Source organism: Arthrobacter sp. 131MFCol6.1 (assembly GCF_000374925.1).
Lineage (GTDB): Bacteria > Actinomycetota > Actinomycetes > Actinomycetales > Micrococcaceae > Arthrobacter.
This window is the reverse complement of record NZ_KB895542.1, coordinates 99,017-115,960: the sequence shown is the minus strand read 5'-3', so window position 1 is coordinate 115,960 and position 16,944 is coordinate 99,017. Positions and strand designations below refer to the sequence as shown.

The window sequence follows — 16,944 nt, the reverse complement described above, 5'->3', positions numbered from 1 at the left end:
CTCCGCTATGAAAGCGGACCGCCGAAGATGTCGATAGTGCCTTCTTTGAGGCTCACAATGGCACGCTTGGTGTTCTTGCGGGTACCCCAGCCGAATTTGGTGCGCTTGCGCTTACCGGCACGGTTGATGGTGTTGATCGATTCGACCTTGACGGAGAAAATCTTCTCCACGGCCAGCTTGATCTCGGTCTTGTTCGAGCGGGGGTCCACCAGGAAGGTGTACTTGCCCTCATCGATCAGGCCGTAGCTCTTTTCCGAGACGACGGGTGCAAGCACGACGTCGCGCGGGTCTTTGATGGTGGCTGCACTCACTTGGCATCCTCCTCGTTCTTTGCAGCCTTGTCAGCAACGAATGCTTCGTAGGCAGCCTTGGTGAAGACTACGTCGTCGGAAACGAGAACGTCGTAGGTGTTCAACTGGTCTGCGTACAGAACGTGAACTTCCTCGAGGTTGCGCACGGACAGTGCAGCAACATCGTTGGCGCGCTCAATGACAACGAGCAGGTTCTTGCGCTCGGAAACTCCGCGCAGGGTTGCCAGTGCTTCCTTGGAGGACGGCTTGGAGCCGGCAACCAGGTCAGCAACGACGTGGACGCGGCCGTTGCGGGCGCGGTCCGAGAGTGCGCCGCGCAGTGCAGCAGCAATCATCTTCTTGGGGGTGCGCTGGCTGTAGTCACGCGGCGTGGGGCCGTGGACAACGCCACCACCGGTCATGTGAGGAGCACGGATGGAACCCTGACGGGCGCGGCCGGTGCCCTTCTGCTTGAACGGCTTGCGACCTGCACCGGAAACCTCGGCGCGGGTCTTGGTCTTGTGGGTACCCTGGCGAGCAGCAGCGAGCTGGGCAACGACGACCTGGTGCAGCAGCGGCACGTTGGTCTGTACGTCGAAGATCTCTGCAGGCAGGTCAACCTTGACAGTGCTAGTCATTGAACTAGGCTCCCTTCACGGCGGTGCGTACGAGTACGACCTGGCCGCGGGCGCCGGGGACGGCGCCCTTGATCAGGAGCAGCGACTTCTCGACGTCAACCGCGTGGACCGTGAGGTTCAGCGTGGTGTGACGAACGGCGCCCATGCGGCCGGCCATTTTCATGCCCTTGAAGACGCGGCTCGGGGTGGATGCGCCACCGATTGAACCGGGCTTACGGTGGTTCTTGTGGGCACCGTGGGAAGCTCCAACGCCGTGGAAGCCGTGACGCTTCATAACACCGGCGAAGCCCTTACCCTTGGTGGTGCCAACGACGTCGATCTTCTGGCCGGCTTCGAAGAGCTCTACGGAGAGCTCCTGGCCCAGCTCGTAAGAGTCAGCATCTGCAGTGCGCAGTTCTACGACGTGGCGGCGAGGCGTGACGCCTGCCTTTTCAAAGTGACCAGCCAGCGGCTTGGTGACCTTGCGGGGATCGATCTGGCCGTAGCCGATCTGAACGGCGACATAGCCATCAGTTTCTGCATTGCGCAGCTGCGTGATGACGTTCGAGTCAGCCTGGACCACAGTGACGGGGATGAGCTTGTTGTTCTCGTCCCAGACCTGGGTCATGCCGAGCTTCGTGCCCAGCAGGCCCTTTACGTTACGGGTTGCGGTCATAGTCTCTCAGCACCTCCCTACAGCTTGATTTCGATGTTCACGTCGGCCGGCAGGTCGAGACGCATGAGCGAATCAACAGCCTTGGGCGTGGGATCGATGATGTCGATAAGACGCTTGTGCGTGCGCATTTCAAAGTGCTCGCGGCTGTCCTTGTACTTGTGCGGAGAGCGGATAACGCAGTAAACGTTCTTCTCCGTCGGCAGCGGCACGGGGCCAACTACAGTTGCGCCTGCGCGCGTGACCGTCTCAACGATCTTCCGTGCTGAAACGTCAATGACCTCGTGGTCATATGACTTCAGCCGGATGCGGATTTTTTGTCCCGCCATGTCGCCTGACTCTCTTTCAGTCTGTGCTTCCCCTGATTAGGGCTGCCCTGTTCACTTACTAGTTGTATGGCTGCCGAAGCATTTGAAGTCGTAACTACCACCCGCCGCACAAGCTGAATCCGGAAGGATCCGGGTTCCTCAACCTGCCGACGCAACCGACCCCCGCGGTCGGGCGTGTCGCATGTTTTCACACGTACGCGTCCGCAATTCCATGGGGAGTGGGTTATGTTTGGTCTCTCACTTGGACCCTGGCACCCGGCATTATCCGGATCGGGACGCGAAAGAGCGCTTGAACAACTCATCTAGTATGCCGGAATATTCGGGCAGAAGCGAATCAGCCCGCTGCAGCAATGCAATCGCAGTAGTGCAATCACTGCACTGCAATCGCCGTAGTGCAATCACTGCAGGTGCAATCCCTGCCGGAGGGCCATTGTCCTGAATCGCCGTCGAATGGATGATGGGGGCATGACTGTGCAGGACTCTGTGGCAGTTCAGGCCCTCGCCGCGCGCCTGAGCCCGGGATTCACCCTGGGTGTCTCCTCCGCGGCTTTCCAGATCGAGGGGAGCCTCGCCGCCGGCGGCCGCGGGCCCTCGGGCTGGGACGCCTTTGCCGAAAAGCCCGGCAACATCCTGCACGGGCACTCCCCCGCCGTCGCCTGCGACCACTATAACCGCGCCGAGGAAGACATCGAACTGATGCGCGATCTCGGGATCGATTCCTATCGCTTCTCGATCTCCTGGCCGCGGGTCCAGCCCGAGGGCAGCGGCCGCTTCAATGCGGCCGGCCTGGACTTCTACGACCGCCTGATCGACCGGCTCCTCGCCGCCGGCATCTCCCCCATGGCCACCCTCTACCACTGGGATACGCCGCTGCCCCTCGAGCACCGGGGCGGCTGGATGGACCGTTCGACGGCGGAGCGGTTCGCCGAGTACAGCGCGGCCGCAGGCAAGCGGTTCGGCGACCGCGTGGCTCAGTGGGTGACGCTGAACGAGCCCGCCTCGGTTACCCTGAACGGCTACGCCCTGGGCGTCCACGCGCCCGGCCGCGACCTGCTCTTCGATGCCCTGCCGTCGGTGCGGCATCAGCTCCTGGGGCACGGGCTGGCGGTTCAGGCGTTGCGCGCGGAGGGTGTCGCCGGCGCCGTCGGCGTCACGAACCTGCATTCCCCCGTCCGGCCTGCCTCCGGTTCGCCAACGGACCGGCTGCTGGCCAGGGTGTTCGACTTCGTGCTGAACCGGCTCTACGCTGACCCGATCCTCCTGGGCCGCTTTCCCCGGCTGCCGCTGATCGCCCGGCCGTGGTTCCGTTCAATGCGGAGCATCAGCGACGCGGACCTGGCCACGATCCACCAGCCGCTGGATTTCTATGGCCTGAACTATTACTATCCCGTCAAGGTGGCCACGGGGCGCGGCGTCGACAGCCCTTCGGCAACCGCGGAGGCGATGCTCAAAGTTCCGTTCCACATGGCCGCGTTCCCGGAGTACGAACGCACGGGATTCGGCTGGCCGGTCGCTCCGGACCACCTGGGGATCCTGCTCCGGGAGCTGAAGGACCGGTACGGGGCCTCGCTGCCGCCGCTCTACATCACCGAGAGCGGGGCGAGCTTCCCCGAACCGGACCACGTCACCGGTCCCATCCCCGACGCCGGGCGGATCAGCTACCTCGCCGCGCACCTCAGCCAGGCGGTGGAGGCCACTTCCCCCGGGGGCGTGGCTCACGACGTCGAGCTGCTCGGCTACTACGTCTGGACGCTGATGGACAACTTCGAATGGGCGGCCGGCTACTCGCAGCGCTTCGGCCTGGTGCACGTCGATTTCACGAGCCTCAAGCGCACGCCGAAAGACTCGTACTACTGGTACCAGGCCCTCGCGCGGGCACGCCGGGCCTGAGTCCCGCCCGGCCGCCGCGGCTACTGGTTGCGGTTTGACCGGTTGATGCGCTTGGCGCGCTCGATTTCCTGGCGGAAATGCTTCTTCGCCCAAAAGAACGCGACGACGACGGCTGCGGCGATCAACAGAAAAATAAGCCAGCCCATGGTGAGCTCCCTTCCTTTCCTGCAAAGGTATCAGGAACTTAAAAGGAACAGCCCCGCTGCAAGTGCAGCGGGGCTGTTCCCGATCCTCTGTTCAGCTGCCGGACGGCGGGCTGATCAGGGGCAAAGCATCAGATCGGCAAGTAATTACTTGATGATCTTGGTGACGCGTCCTGAACCAACGGTGCGGCCGCCTTCGCGGATAGCGAAGCCGAGGCCCTCTTCCATTGCGATCGGCTGGATGAGCGCAACGGTCATCTCAGTGTTGTCGCCGGGCATAACCATTTCCGTGCCTTCCGGCAGGGTGATAACGCCGGTTACGTCCGTGGTGCGGAAGTAGAACTGCGGGCGGTAGTTGGAGTAGAACGGGTTGTGACGTCCGCCTTCGTCCTTGGAGAGGATGTAGACGTTAGCCTCGAAGTCGGTGTGCGGGGTGATGGAACCCGGCTTGACGACAACCTGGCCACGCTCGACATCGTCGCGCTTCAGACCGCGGAGCAGGAGGCCACAGTTCTCGCCGGCCCATGCTTCGTCGAGCTGCTTGTGGAACATCTCGATACCGGTAACCGTGGTCTTCTGGACCGGGCGGATGCCGACGATCTCGACCTCGGAGTTGATGGCGAGGGTTCCACGCTCGGCGCGGCCCGTAACAACGGTGCCACGGCCGGTGATCGTGAAGACATCTTCGATCGGCATCAGGAAGGGCTTGTCACGGTCACGTACGGGGTCCGGAACGGACTCGTCGACAGCTGCCATGAGGTCCTCAACGGACTTGACCCAGACGGGGTCGCCTTCGAGGGCCTTCAGGCCGGAAACGCGAACAACCGGAGCCTCGTCGCCATCGAAGCCCTGCGAGCTGAGCAGCTCGCGAACTTCCATTTCAACGAGGTCGAGGAGCTCTTCGTCGTCAACCATGTCAGCCTTGTTCAGCGCGACCAGCAGGTAGGGAACGCCAACCTGGCGGGCGAGCAGAACGTGCTCGCGGGTCTGAGCCATCGGGCCGTCAGTGGCGGCAACCACGAGGATTGCACCGTCCATCTGAGCAGCGCCGGTGATCATGTTCTTGATGTAGTCAGCGTGACCCGGAGCGTCTACGTGTGCGTAGTGGCGCTTCTCGGTCTGGTACTCAACGTGGGAGATGTTGATGGTAATGCCGCGCTGACGCTCTTCGGGAGCAGAGTCAATCGACGCGAAGTCACGCTTCTCGTTGAGAGTCGGGTACTTGTCGTACAGCACCTTGGAAATGGCGGCCGTCAGCGTCGTCTTACCGTGGTCAACGTGACCAATGGTACCGATGTTAACGTGCGGCTTAGTCCGCTCGAACTTTGCCTTTGCCACAGGTTCCTCCTAGAACGTTTTCAAATGACTTACCCTTCGGCCGCGCTTGTCGCGGCAGAAACTCCAGTAAGTCTACTTGGGGGGCTTTGGATTGATGAAATTGCAGATTCAGGTACTAATGCTAGTGCCTAGAGCCTGTTCGTGCAGGCGGCCTGACTCCGGCCTGGCCGGACTACAGCTGACCGGAGTCCGGCCACTTGCACCAGATGTATCTCCGCTGGCGGAGACGCACCCGAGTTTCTTGTTGCTGCGAGGCGTCCTAGGGACTACTCGCCGCGGTTCTTCTGGATGATCTCGTCGGCAACTGCCTTCGGGACCTCGGCGTAGCTGTTGAACGTCATGGAGTACACAGCGCGGCCCTGGGTCTTCGAGCGCAGGTCACCGATGTAGCCGAACATGCCGGACAGCGGGACGTGTGCGCGAATAACCTTGACGCCCTGGGCATCTTCCATGGACTGCATCTGGCCACGGCGGGAGTTGAGGTCACCGATAACTTCACCCATGTATTCCTCAGGGGTGCGGACCTCGACATCCATCAGCGGTTCGAGCAGGACAGGGTTCGCCTTGCGTGCGGCTTCCTTGAAAGCCATACGGCCGGCGATCTTGAACGCCATTTCCGAGGAGTCAACATCGTGGTAAGCGCCGTCAATCAGCGTCGCCTTGATGCCGACAACCGGGTAACCGGCCAGGACGCCGTCGTTAAGCGCATCCTGGATGCCGGCGTCGACCGACGGGATGTACTCGCGCGGAACGCGGCCACCAGTGACCTTGTTCTCGAACTCGTACAGCTCGCCACCCGAAGTGTCCAGCGGCTCGATCGCGATCTGGATCTTTGCGAACTGGCCGGAACCACCGGTCTGCTTCTTGTGCGTGTAGTCGTGACGCTCCACAGCACGCTTGATGGTTTCGCGGTAAGCAACCTGCGGCTTGCCAACGTTCGCCTCGACCTTGAATTCGCGGCGCATGCGGTCCACCAGGATGTCCAGGTGGAGCTCGCCCATGCCGGCGATGATGGTCTGGCCGGTGTCCTCGTTGAGGGAGACCTGGAAGGTCGGGTCCTCAGCGGAGAGCTTCTGGATGGCCGTGGAGAGCTTCTCCTGGTCACCCTTCGTGTTCGGCTCGATCGCTACCGAGATCACGGGCTCCGGGAAGCTCATGGACTCGAGGACAATCTGGTTGGCCGGATCGCACAGGGTGTCGCCCGTGGTGGTGTCCTTCAGGCCGATCGCTGCGTAGATGTGGCCGGCGGTAGCGCCCTCGACGGGCATTTCCTTGTTGGCGTGCATCTGGAACAGCTTGCCGATGCGCTCCTTCTTGCCCTTGGTGGAGTTGACCACCTGCGAGCCTGCTTCCACGTGACCGGAGTACACGCGGATGAAGGTGAGCTGGCCGAAGAAGGGGTGCGCGGCGATCTTGAAGGCCAGTGCGGAGAAGGGCTCTTCAGAGGAGGGCTTACGGGTAAGTTCCTTCTCTTCGTCGCGGGGATCGTGACCGATCATCGGCGGGACGTCGAGCGGGTTCGGCAGGTAGTCCACCACTGCGTCGAGCATCGGCTGGACGCCGCGGTTCTTGAATGCAGAACCACAGAACACCGGGTACAGCTCAGAGTTGATCGTCATCTTGCGGATGCCGGCCTTGAGCTCATCGATGCTGATCTCTTCGCCCTCGAGGTACTTCTCCATGAGTTCCTCGGAGGCCTCGGCAACAGTCTCAACGAGCGTTGCGCGGTACTCTTCGGCCTTCGCCTGGAGGTCAGCCGGGATCTCGCGGATCTCGTACTTGGCACCCATGGTGACGTCACCCTTGGCGTCGCCGGGCCAGACCAGCGCACGCATGTAAAGGAGGTCGACGACGCCGATGAAGTCGTTCTCGGCGCCGATCGGCAGCTGCATGACGAGCGGCTTGGCACCGAGGCGGCTGATGATGGTGTCGACGGTGAAGTAGAAGTCAGCGCCGAGCTTGTCCATCTTGTTGACGAAGCAGATGCGCGGAACGTTGTACTTGTCAGCCTGGCGCCAAACAGTCTCGGACTGCGGCTCCACGCCTTCCTTGCCGTCGAACACGGCGACTGCGCCGTCGAGGACGCGCAGGGAGCGCTCAACCTCGACCGTGAAGTCAACGTGGCCGGGGGTGTCGATAATGTTGATCTGGTTGTTTTCCCAGAAGCAGGTCACGGCGGCAGACGTGATGGTAATGCCGCGTTCCTTTTCCTGTTCCATCCAGTCAGTCGTCGAAGCGCCGTCGTGCGTTTCGCCGATCTTGTGGTTCACACCTGTGTAGAACAGGATGCGCTCGGTAGTAGTGGTCTTGCCGGCATCGATGTGGGCCATGATGCCGATATTGCGGACCTTGCTAAGGTCGGTAAGCACGTCCTGTGCCACGGTGTCTCCCTTTCGGATGGACTGCACGTTCGCCGCCGGCTCAGTCGAGCCGGCGGCGTCCGGGAAGTATTACCAGCGGTAGTGTGCGAAGGCCTTGTTGGACTCGGCCATCTTGTGGGTGTCTTCGCGACGCTTCACAGCGGCACCGAGACCGTTCGAGGCATCCAGGATTTCGTTCTGGAGACGCTCGGTCATGGTCTTTTCGCGGCGGGCCTTGGAGTAGCCAACCAGCCAGCGGAGGGCGAGGGCCGTGGAACGGCCCGGCTTGACCTCAACGGGAACCTGGTAGGTGGCGCCACCAACACGGCGGGAGCGGACCTCAAGCGAAGGCTTGACGTTCTCCATGGCCTTCTTGAGGGCTGCAACGGGGTCGCCGCCGGACTTGGCGCGAGCACCCTCGAGTGCACCGTAAACGATGCGCTCTGCGGTGGACTTCTTGCCGTCAACCAGCACCTTGTTGATGAGCTGGGTGACCAGCGGGGAGCCGTAAACGGGATCTAGAACTAGCGGCCGCTTGGGGGCCGGACCCTTGCGAGGCATATTACTTCTTCTCCATCTTTGCGCCGTAGCGGCTGCGAGCCTGCTTACGGTTCTTGACACCCTGGGTATCGAGGGCGCCACGGACGATCTTGTAGCGGACACCCGGAAGGTCCTTCACGCGGCCGCCGCGGACGAGCACAATGGAGTGCTCCTGCAGGTTGTGGCCTACACCGGGGATGTATGCGGTGACTTCAATGCCGCCGTTGAGGCGCACGCGAGCAACCTTACGCAGAGCCGAGTTCGGCTTCTTCGGGGTCGTCGTGTAAACGCGGGTGCAAACACCGCGGCGCATCGGGCTGCCGTTAAGCGCGGGAGCCTTGGTCTTTTTGACCTTAGGCGTGCGGCCCTTGCGGACCAGCTGGTTAATCGTAGGCACTCTCGTGTTCTCCGTTTTATCCGGAGCGGCCGTTGGCGGCCGCTCTCTTGTCGCTGCGCCTCGCCGCCCGAGCTTTGAAGTTCTCTCCAGAGCAGCTGAGGCGAAGCCTTAATAGTCGGACCGCACGCCGGGGTCCAAGGACTTTCGACCCGAACTGCCCCTAGGCATGCGAAAATGTGGCATACGTTGCACAAGAACCCTGCAAACCGGAAACGTCGTCCTGGTTGAACCTTTCGGCTGCAACCGGCGCACTCATCCACTGCCACAATAACAATTAGTCTCAAGTCTAACACGGACGGGTCCCAGCCCTTAATCGGCGGGCGGGAGGCGTCCTCCCGACGTCCGGCCCCTCCCCCATCGATTGCTCCGATACCGCCCTTTTGAAGCCCCAAAAGGGCCGTACCTCAGCAGTCGATCGTTGAACGGGGTCAAACGGAAGGGCCCCGCCCCCGCTCCGCAGAAATGCGGAGTGGTGACGGGGCCCGACGTCGAACTGGCGGTTAGCGGAAGTCGCTGCCGAGATCGTAGTCATCCAGCGGGATGGCGTGGAACTCGGGAGCTCCGTCGCCGCCCAGGCTGTCGTAGGAGAAGTCACTGAATGCGCTGGGGCCGGTGAACAGGTTGGCCTTTGCTTCTTCAGTGGGTTCCACCGTGACCTCGGTGTAGCGCGGGAGACCCGTGCCGGCCGGGATGAGCTTACCGATGATGACGTTTTCCTTGAGGCCGAGCAGCGGATCGCTCTTGCCTTCCATGGCCGCCTGCGTCAGGACGCGGGTGGTCTCCTGGAAGGAAGCTGCGGACAGCCAGGACTCGGTCGCCAGGGACGCCTTGGTGATGCCCATGAGCTCGGGACGGCCGGATGCCGGCGTCTTGCCCTCGGACACAACGCGGCGGTTGGCCTCTTCGAAACGGCTGCGTTCGGCGAGCTCGCCGGGCAGCAGATCCGATTCGCCGGACTCGATGACCGTGACGCGGCGCAGCATCTGGCGGACGATAACCTCGACGTGCTTGTCGTGGATACCGATGCCCTGGCTGCGGTACACGCCCTGGACTTCGTCCACCAGGAACTTCTGCGCGGCACGGGGACCCATGATGCGCAGCACCTGCTTGGGGTCGACCGGGCCGTTGATGAGCTTCTGGCCAACGCTGACGTGATCGCCGTCTTCGATGAGAAGACGTGAACGGCGCAGCACCGGGTAGGCGATCTCTTCAGATCCGTCATCCGGGGTGATGACCAGGCGCATCTGGCGCTCGGACTCTTCGATGGTGATGCGGCCGGCTGCTTCAGCAATCGGTGCGACACCCTTCGGAGTACGGGCTTCGAAGAGCTCCTGGATACGGGGCAGACCCTGGGTGATGTCGTCGCCGCCGCTGGCGGAAACAGCACCACCGGTGTGGAACGTACGCATGGTCAGCTGGGTACCCGGCTCACCGATGGACTGTGCGGCAATGATGCCCACGGCCTCACCGATGTCGACGGTCTTGCCAGTGGCCAGCGAACGGCCGTAGCACAGGGCGCAGGTGCCGACGCTGGACTCACAGGTGAGTACGGAGCGGACCTTGACCTCGGTGATGCCGGCTGCGAACAGTTCGGCAATGACGACGTCACCGCAGTCGGTGCCGGCAGCTGCCAGGACCTTGCCCTTGGAGTCGACGACGTCGACGGCCAGGGTGCGGGCGTAGGCGCTGTTCTCGACGTTCTCGTCCAGGACGAGGACGCCGTTGGCGTCGGCCACCGCGATGGCGGTCATCAGGCCGCGCTCGGTACCGCAGTCCTCCTCGCGGACAATGACGTCCTGCGAAACGTCCACCAGACGACGGGTCAGGTAACCCGAGTTGGCGGTACGCAGGGCGGTGTCGGCCAGACCCTTACGGGCACCGTGCGTGGCGATGAAGTATTCCAGCACCGAGAGGCCCTCACGGTAGGAGGACTTGATCGGACGCGGGATGATTTCACCCTTAGGGTTGGCCACCAGGCCACGGATACCCGCGATCTGACGGACCTGCATCCAGTTACCACGGGCACCGGAGGACACCATGCGGTTGATGGTGTTCATCGGGGACAGGCTGTCACGCATCGCCTGGGCGATCTCGTTCGTTGCCTTGTTCCAGATCTCGATCAGTTCCTGGCGACGCTCGTCGTCGTCGATCAGGCCCTTGTCGTACTGGCCCTGGATCTTGGCGGCCATGGTCTCGTAACCGGCGAGGATCCGCGGCTTGTCCGTGGGCACCTCGATGTCGGAGATGGCAACGGTCACGCCGGACCGGGTGGCCCAGTAGAAACCGGCATCCTTCAGGTTGTCCAGCGTGGCCGCCGTGATCACCTTCGGGTAGCGCTCGGCGAGGTCGTTGACGATCCGGGACAGCTCGCCCTTGTCGGCAACATCCTCAACCCACGGGTAATCCGCGGGCAGCGTCTGGTTGAAGATGACCTGGCCGAGGGAGGTCTCGACCAATGCGGTCTGACCGGGCTCCCAGCCCTCCGGGGCTTCCCAGCCGGCGTAGGGCACGAAGCCCTCGAGGCGGATCTTGACCTTGGAGTTCAGGTGCAGCTCGTGGAGGTCGTAGGCCATGATGGCTTCCGCGACCGAGGAGAAGATCCGGCCTTCGCCAGCTGAACCGACACGCTTGGTGGTCAGGTGGTAGAGACCGATGATCATATCCTGCGACGGCAGGGTCACCGGGCGGCCGTCAGACGGCTTCAGAATGTTGTTCGAGGAGAGCATCAGGATGCGGGCCTCGGCCTGGGCTTCGGGGCTCAGCGGCAGGTGGACTGCCATCTGGTCGCCGTCGAAGTCGGCGTTGAAGGCGCCACAAACCAGCGGGTGCAGCTGGATTGCCTTGCCTTCAACAAGCTGCGGCTCGAACGCCTGGATGCCGAGACGGTGCAGGGTAGGTGCACGGTTCAGCAGCACGGGGTGCTCGGTGATGATCTCTTCGAGGACGTCCCAGACCTGCGGACGGTAACGCTCCACCATGCGCTTGGCCGACTTGATGTTCTGGGCGTGGTTGAGGTCAACCAGGCGCTTCATCACGAACGGCTTGAAGAGCTCCAGGGCCATCTGCTTGGGCAGACCGCACTGGTGCAGCTTCAGCTGCGGGCCGACGACAATGACCGAACGGCCGGAGTAGTCGACGCGCTTGCCGAGGAGGTTCTGGCGGAAACGGCCCTGCTTGCCCTTGAGCATGTCGCTCAGGGACTTCAGCGGACGGTTGCCCGGTCCGGTGACCGGACGGCCGCGGCGGCCGTTGTCGAAGAGGCTGTCAACAGCTTCCTGAAGCATGCGCTTCTCGTTGTTGACGATGATCTCCGGAGCACCGAGGTCAAGCAGGCGCTTGAGGCGGTTGTTGCGGTTGATCACGCGGCGGTAGAGGTCGTTGAGGTCGGAGGTCGCGAAGCGGCCACCGTCCAGCTGGACCATCGGGCGCAGTTCCGGCGGGATCACCGGGACGGCGTCCAGCACCATGCCGAGCGGGCTGTTGTTGGTCGTCAGGAACGCGTTGACCACCTTGAGCCGCTTCAGGGCGCGGGTCTTGCGCTGGCCCTTGCCGTTGGCGATGATGTCGCGCAGCATGTCCGACTCGGCCTGCATGTCGAAGTTCTCAAGACGCTTCTTGATGGCCTCGGCACCCATGGAGCCTTCGAAGTACATGCCGTAGCGGTCGCGCAGTTCGCGGTACAGGCCTTCGTCACCTTCGAGGTCTGCGACCTTGAGGTTCTTGAAGCGGTCCCAGACCTGCTCCAGGCGCTCGATTTCGGCGTCGGCGCGCTTGCGGACGTTCGCCATCTGGCGGTCAGCGGAGTCGCGGGCCTTCTTCTTGTCGGCAGCCTTCGCGCCTTCGCCTTCGAGACGGGCAAGCTCGTTCTCGAGGTCGCGGGCGATCGTGGCGATGTCGGAGTCGCGGTTGTCGATCAGCTGCTTCTTCTCGATGTCGTGCTCAACCTGGAGGTTGGGCAGTTCTTCGTGGCGGCTGTCGGCGTCGACGCTTGTGATCATGTAGGCGGCGAAGTAAATGACCTTTTCGAGGTCCTTCGGTGCCAGGTCAAGGAGGTAGCCCAGACGGGAGGGAACACCCTTGAAGTACCAGATGTGCGTGACCGGGGCGGCGAGCTCGATGTGGCCCATGCGCTCACGGCGGACCTTCGCACGGGTGACCTCAACGCCACACCGCTCGCAGATGATGCCCTTGAAGCGCACGCGCTTGTACTTACCGCAGTAGCATTCCCAGTCGCGGGAGGGGCCGAAGATCTTCTCGCAGAAGAGTCCGTCCTTCTCGGGCTTGAGCGTGCGGTAGTTGATGGTTTCCGGCTTCTTAACCTCGCCGTACGACCAGCCACGGATGTCTTCCGCGGTGGCGAGGCCGATCTGCATGAGGCCGAAGGAGGATTCGCTGGACATATGGTCCCTGTTCTCTCTTGTTCTCTAAATTCTGAAGTCTTGGGTTACGGGAAGAGGGAGGTGGCCTACCGGGAAAAGTCAGCGCGGCGGGGCCGCGTGCTTTTCCCGGTAAACCCCCTGCTAAACCTCTTCTACGGAACTGGGCTCTGCACGAGACAGATCGATGCCCAGTTCTTCCGCAGCCGTGAAGACTGCGTCATCAGAGTCACGCATTTCAATTGTGGTTCCGTCCGTGGAAAGCACTTCCACGTTCAGGCACAGCGACTGCATTTCCTTGATCAAGACCTTGAAGGACTCAGGAACGCCCGGCTCGGGGATGTTCTCGCCCTTGACGATGGCTTCGTAGACCTTCACACGACCGTGGATATCATCCGACTTGATCGTCAGCAGTTCCTGGAGCGTGTACGCGGCGCCGTAAGCCTCGAGCGCCCACACTTCCATTTCACCGAAGCGCTGGCCACCGAACTGTGCCTTACCACCCAGCGGCTGCTGCGTGATCATGGAGTACGGGCCGGTGGAGCGCGCGTGGATCTTGTCGTCCACCAGGTGGTGGAGCTTCAGGATGTACATGTAGCCGACCGAGATCGGATCCGGGAACGGCTCGCCGGAGCGGCCGTCGAACAGACGGGTCTTGCCGGAGGAGTTGATCAGGCGGTCGCCGTCGCGGGTGACGTTGGTGGAATCGAGCAGGCCCGTGATTTCTTCTTCACGCGCACCGTCGAAGACCGGCGTCGCCACAGTGGTCTGGCCACTCTCGCGCGGCAGGTTCGGCAGCTGCTTGACCCACTCGGGCTCGCCCTCGATCTTCCAGCCGGTCTTGGCAACCCAGCCGAGGTGCGTTTCCAGCACCTGGCCGACGTTCATGCGGCCCGGAACACCCAGCGGGTTCAGGACGATATCAACGGGGGTGCCGTCGGCAAGGAAGGGCATGTCCTCGATCGGGAGGATCTTGGAGATAACACCCTTGTTGCCGTGGCGGCCGGCGAGCTTGTCGCCGTCGGTGATCTTGCGCTTGGCAGCGACGTACACGCGCACCAGCTGGTTGACGCCCGGGGGCAGCTCGTCGTCGTTGTCGCGGTCGAAGACGCGGACACCGATCACGGTGCCGGACTCGCCGTGCGGCACCTTCAGGGAGGTGTCGCGCACTTCGCGGGACTTCTCACCAAAGATGGCGCGCAGCAGGCGCTCTTCCGGGGTCAGTTCGGTCTCGCCCTTGGGGGTGACCTTACCGACCAGGATGTCGCCGGCCTCAACCTCGGCACCGATGTGGATGATGCCGCGCTCGTCCAGGCCTGCCAGGACTTCCTCAGACACGTTGGGGATGTCACGGGTGATTTCCTCGGCACCAAGCTTGGTGTCGCGGGCATCGATCTCGTGCTCCTCGATGTGGATTGAGGACAGGACGTCCTCGGCCACGATGCGCTGGGACAGGATGATGGCATCCTCGAAGTTGTGGCCTTCCCATGACATGAATGCCACGAGCAGGTTCTTACCGAGGGCGAGCTCGCCCTGGTCCGTTGCCGGGCCGTCAGCGATGATGCCGCCGACCTCCAGGCGCTGGCCTTCGTTCACCAGGACACGGTGGTTGTAGCAGTTGCCCTGGTTGGAGCGGGCGAACTTGTTGATGCGGTAGTTGGTTTCCGTACCGTCGTCGTTGAGCATGATGACCAGCTCAGCGGAGACCTCGGTAACCACGCCGGCCTTCTTCGCGATGACAACGTCACCGGCGTCGACGGCTGCGGCGCGCTCCATGCCGGTACCGACGAACGGTGCCTCGGAACGGACCAGCGGCACGGCCTGGCGCTGCATGTTGGCACCCATGAGTGCACGGTTGGCATCGTCATGCTCGAGGAACGGGATCAGGGCGGTAGCCACGGACACCATCTGGCGCGGGGAAACGTCCATGAACTCGACGTCGGCGGCGGGAACCAGCACGGGCTCGCCTCCACCACCGCGGGCACGGACCAGGACGGTCTCTTCCGCGAAACGCTTGTTCTCGTCCAGCGGTGCGTTGGCCTGTGCGATCAGGACCTCGGCTTCGTCGTCGGCCGTGAGGTACTTGACCTCATCGGAGACGACACCCTCGGCAACAAGGCGGTACGGGGTTTCGATGAAACCGAACGGGTTGATGCGTCCGTAAGAAGCCAGCGAACCGATCAGACCAATGTTCGGGCCTTCAGGAGTTTCGATGGGGCACATACGTCCGTAGTGGGACGGGTGCACGTCACGAACTTCCATGCCAGCACGGTCACGGGACAGACCACCCGGGCCAAGCGCGGACAGGCGGCGCTTGTGGGTCAGACCCGAGAGCGGGTTGTTCTGGTCCATGAACTGGGACAGCTGGGAAGTTCCGAAGAACTCCTTGATGGCTGCCACGACGGGACGGATGTTGATCAGGGTCTGCGGCGTGATGGCCTCGACGTCCTGGGTCGTCATGCGTTCGCGGACAACGCGCTCCATGCGGGACAGGCCGGTGCGGACCTGGTTCTCGATGAGCTCGCCGACGGCGCGGATGCGGCGGTTGCCGAAGTGGTCGATGTCATCGATCTCGACGCGGAGCTCGTGGTCCTGGCCGTCGCGCTTGCCCATGAGGGTCTTCTCACCGGCGTGCAGCGCAACCAGGAACTTGATCATGGCCACGATGTCTTCAACGTGCAGGACCGAAGCTTCCTTGTCGCCAAGGGAGCGGTCGATGCCAAGCTTGCGGTTGATCTTGTAACGGCCGACCTTGGCCAGATCGTAGCGCTTGGAGTTGAAGTACAGGTTGTCCAGCAGGGACTGGGCAGCCTCAACCGTGGGCGGCTCGCCCGGTCGCAGCTTCCGGTAGATGTCCAGCAACGCGTCTTCGCGGGTCTCGGTGGCGTCCTTCTCCAGCGTGGCGCGCATGGAGTCGTACTGGCCGAATTCCTCGAGGATCTGGCCTTCGGTCCAGCCGAGGGCCTTCAGCAGCACGGTGACGGACTGCTTGCGCTTGCGGTCAAGACGGACGCCGACCTGGTCGCGCTTGTCGATTTCGAGCTCGAACCAGGCGCCGCGGGAGGGGATGATCTTCGCGGTGAAGATATCCTTGTCGCTGGTCTTGTCGGCGGTGCGCTCAAAGTAGGCGCCCGGCGAGCGGACCAGCTGGGAGACGACGACACGCTCGGTGCCGTTGACGACGAAGGTGCCCTTCTCGGTCATCAGCGGGAAGTCACCCATGAACACGGTCTGCTGCTTGATTTCGCCCGTGTTGTTGTTCATGAACTCGGCCTTGACGTACAGCGGAGCCGAGTACGTTGCGTCCCGGTCCTTGCACTCAGCCATGGTGTATTTGGGGTCAGCGAACTCCGGCTCGGAGAAGCTCAGGGACATGGTGCCCTGGAAGTCTTCGATCGGGGAGATCTCTTCGAAGATGTCGGACAGACCCGAGGAGGTGGCGACGCTGAGGTCGCCTTCTTCGACGGCCTTCGCAACGCGCGCCTGCCAGCGTTCGTTTCCGACCAGCCAGTCAAAGCTGTCGGTTTGCAGGGCGAGCAGATTCGGAACATCAAGGGGTTCGTGAATCTTTGCGAATGAGAGCCGGCGGGTTGCACCGTCGGTGCTGTCGGCATTGATAGCGGTAGCGTTGTTTACATTAGAGGTGCTCGAGGCGACCAAGAGGGATCCTTCCACAGACCTTCAGGCGTTGTCAGATCTCCCCCGTTATGCACTCTGCAGAATGACTCCGCAGCGCTACCAGTCCGGTTCCGCTATATGACCCGGGACCCGCGCTGTCCATGGCTGGTGCACGTGGTAGACGGCACATTGATGGAACAGCTGTCAGGCTAAGCCCACCGCTATATGAAGGCTGAAGGTAAACAGGGAAGACGCAAATATCTACGATACGGCAAAGCAACCTACTTGTCTACCCCACTTCCGGCGGGATTGCAAGCACGAAGTTTCGGCGGAATTTTCCCGGCCTCCCCGCGGCGACGGCGTCCACCCTGCC

The 16,944-nt window shown here is 62.6% G+C and carries 12 protein-coding genes; 1 reads left to right on the top strand and 11 read right to left on the bottom strand.

The features are described 5' to 3' along the window. Positions 1 to 5: 5 nt before the first annotated feature. From rplW to rpsJ, 4 genes are read right to left on the bottom strand one after another with little or no spacing between them, the layout of a single operon-like run. The gene (rplW, locus tag C566_RS0107230; protein ID WP_018773664.1) at positions 6 to 311 is read right to left on the bottom strand and encodes a 50S ribosomal protein L23; all 306 of its coding nucleotides are present in this window, start codon (positions 309 to 311) and stop codon (positions 6 to 8) included. Beyond that, positions 308 to 928 carry a 50S ribosomal protein L4 gene (gene rplD / locus C566_RS0107225; RefSeq protein ID WP_018773663.1) on the bottom strand — a complete coding sequence of 207 codons (621 nt, stop codon included), beginning with the start codon at positions 926 to 928 and terminating at the stop codon, positions 308 to 310. The genes rplW and rplD overlap by 4 nt, the downstream gene beginning before the upstream one ends. A 4-nt stretch (positions 929 to 932) precedes the next feature. After that, positions 933 to 1,583: a 50S ribosomal protein L3 gene (gene rplC / locus C566_RS0107220; RefSeq protein WP_003803812.1), complete on the bottom strand. Its 651-nt coding sequence runs from the start codon at positions 1,581 to 1,583 to the stop codon at positions 933 to 935. Between the two features lie 17 nt (positions 1,584 to 1,600). Then, positions 1,601 to 1,909 (bottom strand): 30S ribosomal protein S10, encoded by a 309-nt coding sequence (rpsJ, locus tag C566_RS0107215; RefSeq protein WP_003803825.1) that lies wholly within the window; start codon positions 1,907 to 1,909, stop codon positions 1,601 to 1,603. A 465-nt stretch (positions 1,910 to 2,374) separates the two neighbouring features. Between rpsJ and C566_RS0107210 the strand changes: the two genes are divergently transcribed. Further along, positions 2,375 to 3,799, top strand: coding sequence for a GH1 family beta-glucosidase (locus tag C566_RS0107210; RefSeq protein ID WP_018773662.1), 1,425 nt, complete (start codon positions 2,375 to 2,377; stop codon positions 3,797 to 3,799). 20 nt (positions 3,800 to 3,819) lie between these two features. Here the strand turns inward: C566_RS0107210 and C566_RS23310 are convergent, their stop codons facing one another. The 7 genes from C566_RS23310 to rpoB all read right to left on the bottom strand — a co-directional run bounded on the left by C566_RS23310 (position 3,820) and on the right by rpoB (position 16,613). After that, entirely contained in the window at positions 3,820 to 3,945 is a 126-nt protein-coding gene (locus C566_RS23310; protein ID WP_018773661.1) for a hypothetical protein, read from the bottom strand. A 144-nt stretch (positions 3,946 to 4,089) separates the two neighbouring features. Further along, complete coding sequence (gene tuf, locus C566_RS0107200) at positions 4,090 to 5,280, bottom strand: elongation factor Tu (protein ID WP_018773660.1); 1,191 nt, start codon at positions 5,278 to 5,280, stop codon at positions 4,090 to 4,092. Positions 5,281 to 5,546: 266 nt separating this feature from the next. Then, a complete protein-coding gene (gene fusA / locus C566_RS0107195) occupies positions 5,547 to 7,661 on the bottom strand; it encodes an elongation factor G (RefSeq protein ID WP_018773659.1) in 2,115 nt (704 codons plus the stop codon). Between the two features lie 69 nt (positions 7,662 to 7,730). Next, a complete protein-coding gene (gene rpsG / locus C566_RS0107190) occupies positions 7,731 to 8,201 on the bottom strand; it encodes a 30S ribosomal protein S7 (RefSeq protein ID WP_011692813.1) in 471 nt (156 codons plus the stop codon). Between the two features lies 1 nt (position 8,202). Continuing rightward, positions 8,203 to 8,577, bottom strand: coding sequence for a 30S ribosomal protein S12 (gene rpsL / locus C566_RS0107185; protein WP_018773658.1), 375 nt, complete (start codon positions 8,575 to 8,577; stop codon positions 8,203 to 8,205). A gap of 500 nt (positions 8,578 to 9,077) precedes the next feature. Next, positions 9,078 to 12,977: a DNA-directed RNA polymerase subunit beta' gene (locus tag C566_RS0107180; RefSeq protein ID WP_018773657.1), complete on the bottom strand. Its 3,900-nt coding sequence runs from the start codon at positions 12,975 to 12,977 to the stop codon at positions 9,078 to 9,080. Between the two features lie 120 nt (positions 12,978 to 13,097). Beyond that, positions 13,098 to 16,613 (bottom strand): DNA-directed RNA polymerase subunit beta, encoded by a 3,516-nt coding sequence (gene rpoB, locus C566_RS0107175; protein WP_018773656.1) that lies wholly within the window; start codon positions 16,611 to 16,613, stop codon positions 13,098 to 13,100. Between the last annotated feature and the right edge of the window lie 331 nt (positions 16,614 to 16,944).

Coding starts and splice junctions, on each gene's coding strand:
- rplD (WP_018773663.1), bottom strand. CDS start 928: ATGACTAGCACTGTCAAGGTTGACCTGCCTGCAGAGATCTTCGACGTA.
- rplC (WP_003803812.1), bottom strand. CDS start 1,583: ATGACCGCAACCCGTAACGTAAAGGGCCTGCTGGGCACGAAGCTCGGC.
- rpsJ (WP_003803825.1), bottom strand. CDS start 1,909: ATGGCGGGACAAAAAATCCGCATCCGGCTGAAGTCATATGACCACGAG.
- C566_RS0107210 (WP_018773662.1), top strand. CDS start 2,375: ATGACTGTGCAGGACTCTGTGGCAGTTCAGGCCCTCGCCGCGCGCCTG.
- C566_RS23310 (WP_018773661.1), bottom strand. CDS start 3,945: ATGGGCTGGCTTATTTTTCTGTTGATCGCCGCAGCCGTCGTCGTCGCG.
- rpsG (WP_011692813.1), bottom strand. CDS start 8,201: ATGCCTCGCAAGGGTCCGGCCCCCAAGCGGCCGCTAGTTCTAGATCCC.
- C566_RS0107180 (WP_018773657.1), bottom strand. CDS start 12,977: ATGTCCAGCGAATCCTCCTTCGGCCTCATGCAGATCGGCCTCGCCACC.